The sequence below is a fragment of the Ruminococcus hominis genome (assembly GCF_014287355.1).
In the GTDB taxonomy this organism is placed as follows: Bacteria; Bacillota; Clostridia; order Lachnospirales; family Lachnospiraceae; genus Schaedlerella; species Schaedlerella hominis.
Genome location: NZ_JACOPE010000001.1, coordinates 62,098 through 74,332, shown reverse-complemented (window position 1 = coordinate 74,332; position 12,235 = coordinate 62,098). Strand labels below are relative to the sequence as shown.

At 36.7% G+C, this 12,235-nt stretch carries 9 protein-coding genes; 2 read left to right on the top strand and 7 right to left on the bottom strand.

The genetic code is table 11. The features are described from left to right. Positions 1–142: 142 nt before the first annotated feature. The 5 genes from H8S40_RS00310 to H8S40_RS00290 form a co-directional block, all read right to left on the bottom strand. Positions 143–1,831 carry a glycoside hydrolase family 3 protein gene (locus H8S40_RS00310; RefSeq protein ID WP_186864272.1) on the bottom strand — a complete coding sequence of 563 codons (1,689 nt, stop codon included), beginning with the start codon at positions 1,829–1,831 and terminating at the stop codon, positions 143–145. 370 nt (positions 1,832–2,201) lie between these two features. Then, positions 2,202–3,380, bottom strand: a complete 1,179-nt coding sequence (locus H8S40_RS00305; protein ID WP_117991303.1) for a MalY/PatB family protein — start codon at positions 3,378–3,380, stop codon at positions 2,202–2,204. Between the two features lie 47 nt (positions 3,381–3,427). Beyond that, positions 3,428–4,717, bottom strand: coding sequence for an MFS transporter (locus H8S40_RS00300; protein ID WP_117991301.1), 1,290 nt, complete (start codon positions 4,715–4,717; stop codon positions 3,428–3,430). A 134-nt stretch (positions 4,718–4,851) separates the two neighbouring features. Beyond that, positions 4,852–6,360 carry a BCCT family transporter gene (locus H8S40_RS00295; protein ID WP_117991298.1) on the bottom strand — a complete coding sequence of 503 codons (1,509 nt, stop codon included), beginning with the start codon at positions 6,358–6,360 and terminating at the stop codon, positions 4,852–4,854. A 216-nt stretch (positions 6,361–6,576) separates the two neighbouring features. Further along, positions 6,577–7,059, bottom strand: a complete 483-nt coding sequence (locus H8S40_RS00290) for a MarR family winged helix-turn-helix transcriptional regulator (protein WP_117991295.1) — start codon at positions 7,057–7,059, stop codon at positions 6,577–6,579. A 271-nt stretch (positions 7,060–7,330) separates the two neighbouring features. On the opposite strand from H8S40_RS00290, the gene H8S40_RS00285 reads away from it, so the two are divergent. Further along, positions 7,331–8,164 carry an MBL fold metallo-hydrolase gene (locus H8S40_RS00285; protein ID WP_118738508.1) on the top strand — a complete coding sequence of 278 codons (834 nt, stop codon included), beginning with the start codon at positions 7,331–7,333 and terminating at the stop codon, positions 8,162–8,164. Positions 8,165–8,362: 198 nt separating this feature from the next. Next, positions 8,363–9,490: an AraC family transcriptional regulator gene (locus H8S40_RS00280; protein ID WP_118738507.1), complete on the top strand. Its 1,128-nt coding sequence runs from the start codon at positions 8,363–8,365 to the stop codon at positions 9,488–9,490. Positions 9,491–9,929: 439 nt separating this feature from the next. On the opposite strand, the gene H8S40_RS00275 is transcribed toward H8S40_RS00280, so the two are convergent. Both H8S40_RS00275 and H8S40_RS00270 read right to left on the bottom strand, forming a co-directional pair. Continuing rightward, on the bottom strand, positions 9,930–10,784 hold the full coding sequence (locus H8S40_RS00275) for an MBL fold metallo-hydrolase (protein ID WP_117991288.1): 855 nt from the start codon (positions 10,782–10,784) through the stop codon (positions 9,930–9,932). A gap of 150 nt (positions 10,785–10,934) precedes the next feature. After that, the gene (locus tag H8S40_RS00270) at positions 10,935–11,846 is read right to left on the bottom strand and encodes an alpha/beta hydrolase (protein WP_186864271.1); all 912 of its coding nucleotides are present in this window, start codon (positions 11,844–11,846) and stop codon (positions 10,935–10,937) included. Between the last annotated feature and the right edge of the window lie 389 nt (positions 11,847–12,235).

Below are 12,235 nucleotides of genomic sequence, written 5' to 3'. Positions count from 1 at the left end.
AATCAAAGGATTTCTGCTATGTAGTTTTTTATTATCTATCCGACTTTTTTTCAGATAAAGAAAACCAGCGGGGACGGGTACAGTGGCTCTGTTCCCATCCCCGCCGGCTTTTACCCGCTAGATTTTGGTTTTGCTTTAATGCTTAGAATTTCAAATCAATCTTACCACAGAATGGATCAATCGGTGATGTTCCCTTAAACTCACTTCTTCCCATCATTTTATCCACAACAGCATCCATTACATATTCAGAATTGCAATATCCGTTGATGTATGTTTTTACCATTGGTGCATCCAGCAAATGATATGGGTTTCCAACGCTGACAAATGCAACAGGAAGCTCATGCACCATCCAAGGCATGTTGTTTCCAAGACCGAACATTGTATGCCAGTTCAGACGAGATACTGTTTTGTTTGAAGCTGTCTCAATATTTGCCAGATACAGCACGAGATCATAACGACTCTTGAAGCTTTCTACGGTATCTTCCATAACTTCAAATCCTTCTTTTTCATATACCGTAACTTCAAATCCTTCTGCTTCTAATTTTCCTTTAAAATATGCTGTCACTCGCTCATTGGATGGAAAATCTCCCATGATTTCCAATAACACACGTTTCTGTTTTTCAGGATTTAACGGAAGCAGATTCTGTGTATCTTTTACAAGCGTTACGCCCTGATCTGCGCATTCTTTTGCCCATGTATCATGCTTCTCACATTTTAAGATATCCAGAGCTTCCGGTCCCGGAACTAGAGCTCCTTCGGCTTTTTTCTGTGGCAGCTTCATTGCCGATTTCGTAGCAAGAATACGTTTTACTGCTTCTTCCAATCGCGCTTCTGAAAGAAGTCCATTTTTATAGCCATCAAACATGTACTGCATATCTTCGTCCATGTTGCGGTTGAAAAGAATCACATCGCATCCATTTTCAATACAAAGTGGTACTGCCTTAGCACGTTCTTCTGCACTACAAAATCCGACCATAGGTGTTGCATCTGTTGTAATCAGTCCATTGAAACCTAACTTTTCACGAAGCAGACGCTTCATCAGATTTTCAGACAATGTTGCCGGAATAATTTTCTCACATGGTTTCTTGTCAAAATATTCTTCATATGCTGGCATCGCAATATGTGCCGCCATCACTGTCAAAGTTCCGGCATCAATCATTTCTTCATAAATTTTACCATATGTCTTGTCCCACTCTTCACAGCTTAAGTAATTCACACTGGTTAAAAGGTGCTGGTCACGCTCGTCCACTCCATCTCCTGGGAAATGTTTTACAGAAGTTGCAACACCTTCTTCCTGTGCAGCTTTAATATAGGCTTTACCCATATTAATGACTGTCTGCAGATCATCCCCAAATGTACGAACATTTGTAATCGGATTGCGATAGTTCTGATCCAAATCCACTACCGGTGCGAAAGACCAATTTACACCAACTGCTGCACCCTCACTGCAGCTTACTTTACCAAGCTGATATGCTTTTTCTGCATCCTGAGTTGCAGCGACAAGCATCTCACGTCCAAAATAAGTTCCCTCTATAGCAGAACCATTTCCGCCATACTCCAGATTTGATGCTGTAAGAAGCGGAATCTTTGATGCATCCTGCAATATTTTATGTGCCTGACGAAGTTCTTCTCCAGGACCTTCTCGATATAACATCCCACCAATATGTTTTGTCTGAACCAATTCTCTTAACTCATTTTCATCTTTTGTAAATACAATCGGACAAAATAATTGTCCTATTTTTTCTTCCAGACTCATTCCCTCATATGTATCTTCCACCCATTTTGCTTCTTCATCTGTCAAATGAAATGGCTTTGCTTTGTAATCAAACATCTCTCAAACCTCCGTTTTTATTCTACTTATTTTATGCTTTTTGTTTTTCATATTATTTCAAGCTTGTGTACTGCTATATCCATGAACAGTACTGTTTTTACACTATCATTTTATCTAAATAATACCATTTCTTCCATGTAGAATTTTCTTATTAATCCGACTTATTTTCATTTTTAGAGAGCTTTTGGGGACGGGGGTTAGTGGCTTTTTTGCGAGCAAAAAAAGCCACTAACCCCCGTCCCCAAATGGCACCCTGAACATAAAGCATGCCCCCTCCTAAGTGACAAGTTTTTATTATTTCACTTGTCTGCCTAGAAGGGAGCATATCATCATTTGACAGCACCTTGCTTCTTTTTTATTTGTATCTTTTTTATGCGTTGTTTTTTAACTTCTGCATTGCTTTATCAAAACGATCCAATGCATCAACTAGCACTTGTCTTGTACATGCAATATTAATACGCTCAAATCCATCTCCTATATCCCCGAAAATATATCCATCATCCAAATATAAGGAAGCTTCGTTTCGTAAGTATTCTCCAAGTGTTTTTCCATCCAATCCAAAACATTTACAATCGAACCATACAAGATATGTTCCTTCGAGATCAGCTACCCATACCTCAGGATATTTTTCTTTCATGAAGTTTTTAAAATACTGATAGTTTCCATATAAATGTTCATTTAACTGATCTACCCAATCAGCACATTCTGTATATCCTACTTCTAAAGCACGGATTCCAAAAATACTATATGTATATGCACCAGAATTATTTACTTCAAAATCAAATTTTTCTCTTAATTCTTTATTTGGAATAAATGCATTTGCTAAACATAATGCTGCAAGTGAGAATGTCTTACTTGGCGCATTTAAAATCACACAATTATCAGCATATTCTTCACCCAATGCTGCGTATACCGTATGTTTATGACCTGGCATAATTAAGTCAAAATGGATTTCATCACTCACAACAAGTACATTATATTTGCGACAGATATCACCAATTTTTCTTAATTCTTCTTCTGTCCAAACACGTCCTAATGGATTATGTGGATTACAAAGCATAAACATTTTTGCAGTTTTTGCTTTTTCTTCAAAATCTTCAAAATCAATTTCATAATGTCCATCTTTTAATTGAACAGTACTTTCAACTAATGTTCTTTTGTTTCTTGCAATAACAGTATAAAATGGATAGTAAATAGGTGTTAATAAGAGAATATTATCTCCTGGTTCTGTAAAAGCTCTACATGCACAAGCTAATCCTTGAACAACACCATTTAACTGAACAATCCAATCTTTCTGAATATCCCAATCGTGTCTTGTCTTCATCCAATGCTGTACAGCATTAGCATAACGCTCACCCCACCATGTGTATCCATACATACCAAATTCTGCTGTCTTTACAAGTTCATTAATAATTTCCGGTGGGCTTAACAATTCCATATCCGCTACAGATAGTGGGACAATACCTTCTTTTGCATTAGGTCCCATAGAATCCCATTTAGCAGCTTCCATATTGTTTCTAAGTTTGTATTCATCAAAATTATATTTCATATCGATCTTACTCCTTTAAATTAAATATTAATATTGTTTCAGAGTTATTATTTTTTTTCTATTGTCTTTTGAGTCTTCTGAGCCTTTTTAATAATACGATCACCACATAGTGCTACAAAAAGTCCAAGTACTGATACAATAACGCAGAAAGTAAAGATTTTATTATATGCTATTTCCATACCAAAATTATCAATCCAACTACCATATAATGTTCCGAGAAATGCATCAGGTAAAAATCCTATCATAGATGCAATACCAGTAATACTTCCAACTACATTCTTTGGAGCTCCAACTTCATCAATTGTTGCCCAATACACAGATCTATTACATGAATATGAAAATGCAGTTAGAACCATAATTACCATTATCAAAAATAGTACATTTGTCTTTCCTGGTACTAAGCGAAGCAAAATATTTGTAATAATCAACCCAATACATCCAAACATAATAACTGGTGTAGATCTTCCAAATTTCTTAGAAGCTTTACCAGCAACAGGACCGGCCAAAATAGGAGCTACTGTTGTTCGTACTACTGCATATGTAGATGCTGCCGCAACAGTCATTCCACAAAATTCCTGTAAATAAGGTGCATAATAAGAACCAGATCCTGTCATAATACTACATGTAAAAATGAATGCGGATAAGCACCATGTAATTGGCATTTTGAAACATTTCCCCATAGCAATCAAACTATCTTTGACACTTGCATTTGTTGTTTCTGGGTCTTTTGCAAAATTAGGGAGCATAAAATAAAGTACAATACCTACAAGAATCATAATAATAGAATAAAGTACAATAACAAAAGTAATTCCTGCTACTTCATTAACTTTTTTTGATAAATATGCGAATAATGCTAATGTAATAGCACTAAGAGCTAAACCAATAACATTTCGTCCGCTTTCCAGGAATCCGAATGTTTCTCCTTGTTCACCAGAAGATGCTAATAAATTTACAACTTTGACAGATGAGGACCAGAATGTCAAAACTGTGGTAATACCAAATAACAAATGGATAATTAATAATCCATTGTAGGAAGGCCATGTTGCCATCCAAAGTCCTAGCGCTCCTGTTCCAACCATTGAGAATACAAGCAACTTTTTGGAATCAAATTTGTCTGCAATAATTCCACCCGGTAAATACATTAATAGATTCATAATTCCATAGACAGACATTAAGTTTCCATATTTGGTTGCATCATTTGATAATCCCATTGCATCTTGCAAAGCTGTAAAGAATGAATATCGCAAATATGGTAATGTGTAAATTGTACTCATAGCAAACATCATGAGGATTAACGCTAAATATTTCTTTACATTTTTCTCGTTTTTTTTCTTCACTTTTTTTCCTCTCTTTCTTCACTTTTAGATAATACTGTCACACTATTCATTCATAAAATTTATGAATGAAAACAACTATTTTCTTTTTTACATCACCTCTCCTATCAACAATCAATGAAATCACTTATCTTTTTTTAATGATTGTCTGAATTTATTAACATGCGTCTTACTGATACCATTAATAAGATCAAAACTCCAATTAATGGTAATCCGGTTAAGATTGACATAGTTTTTACTGCTTCTAATCCGTCTATCATCATTAAGCCAATTGATAATGTGCAAAATAGAATAGCCCAAAGAATACGATTCCATCTTGCTGGTTCGTCTGTACATGATAAATTTTTGGTTGTTGTTCCAGCTAATACATAAGCGCAAGAATCAACAGTAGTTGCTAAATATACAAAACACACGATACACAAATAAACCATCATTACATTTTTCAATGGAAGCGTCTCTAAAATTGCCATAAGTGCTGCACTTTGTCCTTGTGTTTCTAAAATGAATGCTAAATCAACAGTTCCTGTATATTGTAAATATAAAGAGTAACCGCCAAAAATCATAAAACTAACACAACAACCAAGTGAGCCCCATATCAATTGTCCCCACATAACATTTCGAATCGTTCTACCACGAGAAATGTTTCCTACGAACATTCCCATCATAGGCATAAATGCAAGCCACCATCCCCAATAAAATACAGTCCAATTTTTTGTAAATATACCATCTCCAAAAGGATCGGCATAAGTACTCATTTTCCAAAAATCCTGTAGGTAAAGTCCTATTGATGAAACTTCCATTTTGAATATATCAACGGTTGGTCCAACTAATAATAAAATGACCATAAAACCAAATGCTAATATAACATTAATATTACTTAATTTTTGAATTCCTTTATCAAGTCCTAAATAAACAGCTGATCCAAATAATACAACCCAAATCAAAAGAACAGTTATCTGTACAATTAATTCATATTGGTTAGGAATCTTAAATACATGCCTTATAATATCTGCTATAACAGGAGCACTTATTCCTAAAGAGGTTGAAATGCCACCAACAACACCAAATACAACTAATATATCAATGATATTTCCAATTAAACCATCTACTCGTTTTCCCAGAACACATTTACATGCTGTGCTTAATCGTAATTTGTTTTCTTTTTTTACGAATAACATATATGCAATAGCTATAATTGCAGGATTATAAAGTGCCCAAGCACTTGGTCCCCAATGAAATTGTCCATACATATGCGCATATTCAAAAGCTTTTTGACTAAATGGTTCTATTTGAAATGGTGGACTACTGACATAATAAATTGGTTCTAAAAATCCTAAAATAACAAGGCTACTTCCAACACCTGATGTAAATAGCATTGCAATCCATGACATATTGTTATATCTTGGTACTTCACCTGGATCACCAAGCTTTACATTTCCATATTTACTAAATGTTAAGCAAAACATAAAAACAAATGCTAACAGGCATACTACTAAATATAACCATCCAAACTTTTCAGTACACACATTAAATAGATACGAAATTATATTTTTAGTTTCTTTCGGAAAAAAACGTATTAATAATATAAAAATAATCAGTGTTAAAAATGTCGGAATAAATATTTTCTTTTCTATATTTTTAAACAATTGTACACCCCCTCTTTTTAATTGTTAAGGTGCTAAAGTATTAAGTTACTTACAATTATACATGGTTAATTATTATTTTCAAGTTTTTTGTTTAATTTTGTCATTATATACATTTTTACTTGCTCTTTTTTATATATTATTAATATATAATTTGTGATTTTAGACAAAAAAAGATTTCATATTCTTTTCTTCTAAAAAATATGAAATCCTATTTTCTTATTTTAATTGTTCTTTACTTCTAATCACATCGCCAGCATAAGCTTCATTTATAACTTGTTGTACTTTTATGTGATGTATTAATTCTTCTTCTGTAAATCGATCCAGCATTTTCATCATAATAAGCTGACAGTTCTTGGTAAAATGCTTTCTTTCTTCATAAATTTTTTCCCCTACATCGCTCAATGATAAATTATATTTTCGATTATTTTTTTCATTTCTTGTCTGTATTACAAAACCACGATCTTTTAATTTTCTAACAATTTGTGAGCATGCACTTGGTGTCTTTTTTGTTATTTCAGCTAACTCGGAACATGTAATATTATGATTTTGAGCGATTAAATCAATTATTTGCCCTTCTGCTTGATACATTACATATTCTCCATATAAGTGCGGTATAGAATCATATTCCGCGATGTAAGAAGATGCAATTTCTTGTTCATTCCAAATCCCCCAAAACAATTGTTCTTTATCTTCATTCATATAACTATCCCCCAATTTGTTTTTTACAATCAAAACAGCATTATATAATATAATCTATTCTTTTTTATCATAACATAAATTTTCTCTCATATGTTTCGTACAGTTATTTTATCATATGAATAGAAGTCCCGCAAACATGTTTATAATTTTTTATATTCTCCCCCGCACCCCAGATATAAATTAAAAATATGCCGGATTTCCCATAAAATCCTACATGGCATTTTCTTTCTATTTTCTCTATAATTTTAAATCAGAAAGTGAGGAAATTTTTATGGAACCATCATTAGAAGAAATCTTTGGGAGTTATATGTCCTGGAAGCTGGACGACCAGACATGGATCATTAATTTTATGAACGGAACTGAAAACATGTATTTATTAGAAGGGGACGAAAAAGCGCTCCTGATCGATACAGGATATGGTGTCGGTAATCTGCGTGCTTATGTTGAAAAACTGACTGATAAACCTATTGTTGTCGCCAATACACACTATCACCCAGATCACGCCGCAGGTAATGGAGAATTTGAACAGGTCTACATGAGTAAAGGAGCTGAACTCGACAAGGCATCTGTAGAAAATCCTGGCATGGTTCCATTTGATATTACTAAACTACCACATGCAGATTATAAAAAAGTCTATGTTGGTGATGGCGACACCATCGAACTTGGTAATCGTACAATCGAGATTCTGGATGTTAAACCGGCTCACTGTAACAGCAGCTTATTCTTCCTAGACAGAAGTCATCGTATGTTCTTCTGTGGAGATGATATGGAAGCTGCACAGGTCAATTTATTTGATAACTCTCACAACCCATACATTAATTATGATTTAAAAACCATACTTGATAACTTTTTGGAAAACACAGAACGAATCCTATCTCTTTCTAATGAATTCGATTATCTTCTTCCAAACCATAACGGCACTCCAATTGCCAAAAGTTATCTGAACGATTATATTGATTTGATTCACGCTATTTATAACAAAGAAGTAGAACCAGATGAGAAACTAAATCACCGCTATATCGAAATGGACCCTCAAGCCTCAAAACTTTGTCGTGTGCGTGGTAAAAACGGAAGTATTATTACTTATAGAGAACAGCTCAGATAACCAGAAAGGGACGGAGATTAATGGCTTTTTTGCGAGCAAAAAAGCCATTAATCTCCGTCCTTTTTCGGCTCCACCCGACTTTTTTTCAGATTCTATTCTTGTCAACCACCTCCCCCTCTGCTACAATATAAATATCGCATCCGGATATTTTTATCCATATCATAGCTCATTACTTACTATTATCTTGGAGGTGTTTTGATGGCTTACTATATGACCTATGGTGAATTTCAATCTCACATGAAAGCATATTATTATAGAACTGGAAATCGTTTACAATTTCCAGAAATGACCGAATATTTATATAACAAAGGTATGCTGTATGATTCTATTTCTGCTCCCGATTTAACTGGGGATTACGATAATATGACCGATGCCGATTTTGATAAAGTAGTAGATTCTTTGCCGGTAACACTTACTATGTACGATGGTTCTCCGCTGGCTCCAACTGTTGAAGAAGCGGATTTGATTCCAAATGCAAGGGATGTTTTTGTTATCCGGCATCCTCGATATACACGCCCGAATTTACATAGACATACTTATTTTGAAATTAACTTTGTTGCCAATGGACAAGGGAAATTTATATTCGAACAGGAAGAGCATCTTATGAAAGAAGGAGAACTTTGCATTATCGCTCCAAATTCCAAACATGATTTTCTTATTGAAGATGACTCAACCGTATTTACCATTTGTATTCGAAAGAGCACGTTTGATACGACATTCTTTTCGCTTATGACGCGAAAGGATTTACTATCCTACTTCTTCCGAACTATTTTACAGGGAGATAACCATGCGAATTACCTCATGTTCTTTACGAACAATAATTCTGTTATAAAAAAATATATTCGTAATATGATGATTGAAAGCAGCAAGAAAGACATGTACAGTAATGCCTGCTGTATCAGTTATGTGAATCTGATGTTTTCTGCACTGCTACGCAGTTACAGTCAGACAATTCAATTCTACAACTATGAGATGGGGGCTGACTTTTCTCTTGTACTGCAGTATATCCAGCATAACTACCAAACTTTGACACTGTCATCCCTGGCGGATTTGTTTCATTACAGCGAACCTCATCTGTGTACATTGATCAAGCAGAATACAGGACTCACCTTCACAGAATTAATTAAACGACTCCGTTTATCCGATGCCATTGATTATCTTGTGAACACTTCCATGAAAGTCGGAGAAATCGCAGAGCGAATCGGATATAACTCCGCAGACCATTTTTCCAGAGTTTTCCGCTCTGCTTATAAAATGTCACCGCAGGAGTATCGAAAACAGCATAAAGATAAAGAACCCGCATTTGTGCCATTTGCGACAAAATAGAACCGAACAGGGGACCATTTGGGGACGGAGATTAGTGGGGTTTTTTGGGTGGAAACAAAACAAAGAAAGACCGGCCCCAAATCCCCCCACGACCCCCCCACCCCACCCCCCCCCCCCCCCCCCCCCCCCCCCCCCCCCACCCCCCCCACCCCCCCCCCCCCCCCCCCCCCCCCCCCCCCCCCCCCCCCCCCCCCCCCCCCCCCCCCCCCCCCTCCCCCCCCCCCCCCCCCCACCCCCTTCTTGCCCATTCCACCCCCCCCCCCCCCCCGCCCCCCCCCACCCCCCCCCCCCCCCCCCCCCCCCCCCCCCCCCCCCCCCTCCCCCCCTCTTCCCCCCTCCCCGCCCCCACCCCCCCCCCCCCGGGGACCATTTGGGGCACGGAGTTTAGTGGCTTTTTTGCGTAGCAAAAAAGCCACTAATCTCCGTCCCCAAATGGTCATTATTTATCTTTTGTAATTACCAATGCCGCAAATCCCGGTTCGAACATATCATCTAATGTCTTGCCATCTAATGCACAGACGCGAACTTCTTCCTCTCCATTCGCAAAAGATTCAAACTTCTGTCCTTTTTCAAAATCTGCTTCCTTTGCCGCTCGCATATATAGTTCCAAATCTTCTTTTGTCATAACATTTTCATTATGACCTCCGATATAAAAGTCAACCGGTAATTTCAACAGACGATTTAATGTATCAATATATATTTCTCTACTGGTTGTTTCCGGAGCAAACAGCCAGACAAAAAATCCTGTCGTGTCACCAGTAAATGCAAGTTTCTTTTCCTTATACCAAACGGAAATACCTCCTTGTGTATGTCCCGGAGTCTCAACAATCTCAAGTGTTGCTCCACCCAGATCAAATATCTGACCACCTGCTACTTCTACCAGATTCCCTGTTCCTTGATTAATGTAATTCTCCTTATCAAACTTGTCCGGCAATGCATTATATTCTTCCTGTGTTTCATAATTAACACTATGCATTGCACGTTCTACCGACTGTTCCCTCATCATTTTTCCTGTATGCTCTCTACAAAGCTCCATATCTTTTTTATGTATATATACTTTTTCTTCAAACTGTGCATTGCCTGAAGTATGATCTAGATGTCCATGCGTATTTACGATATATAATGGTTTATCTGTAATTGATTTCACAACCTGTTTTAAATTTCCATACCCATGGCCTGTATCAATCAGCATCGCCTTTTCTTTTCCGACTATCACATAACAAAATACCGCTTCTGGACTGCCGATTCGATAGTATCCATTCATTTCTTCTATTTTGTAATATGAATCACTCATGTCTGACTTCCTCCTTTGACATCTTCCTAGTATCTAAATCCTTATATTATGATTTTAATTAAATTGTCCTCTTTTTTCTATGTAATATTTTTCTCTCTATCCGACACTTTTTCACTTATAAAAACTCCGTCCCTAAATGGTTCTATTCCTTTACTGTGAAAACGGATTCCTCTCTTTTTCTGTACTTTCTTCCGCAATCTGATGCATCAAAAATGTCTTTGCAAGTGATACCCACTGTGCACATGCATGTGCTTTATCTTCTCTGAATGGTTCAAACAGATTTCTTCCCAACGAAAATCCATGGTCTCCATACTGGAACATATGTAATTCATATGGAACCCCTGCCATATGTAATTTTTCCGCCATTTTTACAGACTGAATTGACGGAACCATGCCATCATCCACTGCTGCCCCTAAAAATGTCGGCGGCATTTCTTTTGTCACATGGCAGATTGGACTCCATTTTTCCAATACTTCTTTCGATGGTCTGACAGCCCCCATCACAGGAACATTCATATCATCCGGAAGCATCGGGTTCTGATTGCTTGCCGTAAATTCATCTTGAATCACATAATCTAACACACCATACATCAAAAGTGCAGATAATGGTTTAAAGACTTCTTTTTCTACTCCAAATGTATCTGCCAGCAATCCTTCATGCCATGTAGATGCATACATTCCGCACAGATGTGCTCCTGCCGAGAATCCAATGATGCTGATTTTATCTACATCGACACTCCACGCTTCTGCATGTTCGCGAATCGTAAGCATTGCCTTTCCCAAATCTAAAATCTGTGCCGGAAACGTCGTATTCTCCTGAGAAGTTTTTGTAGCAACACTGTATTCCAAAACAAACGCCTGGTAGCCATCCGCTGCAAATGTCATTGCTACCGGATCACCTTCGTTCCCATGTCTTGGACAAGTCTGGTATGCCCCTCCCGGACACACGATAATCGCCGGTTTCGGTGTTGGATTTTTAATAAATGAATCCGGCATGGTAAGAAATGTGGTAAGTTCCACATCGTCTCTTCCTTCCCATAGTTTTAATGTTTCGATTTTCATAGCTGTAATTCCCTTTCATATCTTCCGAGTATCTGAATTCTTATACTGTTATTTTAATTAAATTGTCCGTTTTTTTCTATGTAGTATCTTTCTCTTTATCCGACACTTTTTCATTTTAAAAAAATCCATCCTTGTTCGGTGTTTACTTTGAAATTTGTTTTTGAAACACCACCAAACTATGCACTTGCCCTAAAAATCAAATAAGGATATAGGTCTTACGGCATTTTGGTTTGCCGTAATTTCTATATCCTCTATTATATGTTTTAAATTGGTCAGTGCACTCTCTTTAAGTGGATGTTCCTAACTTCATTTGAGATTTTAGGAACACTACTAATACTAATCCATGAAATACAAACTTCTAAAGTAACTATTTAATAGCCATATAAAAT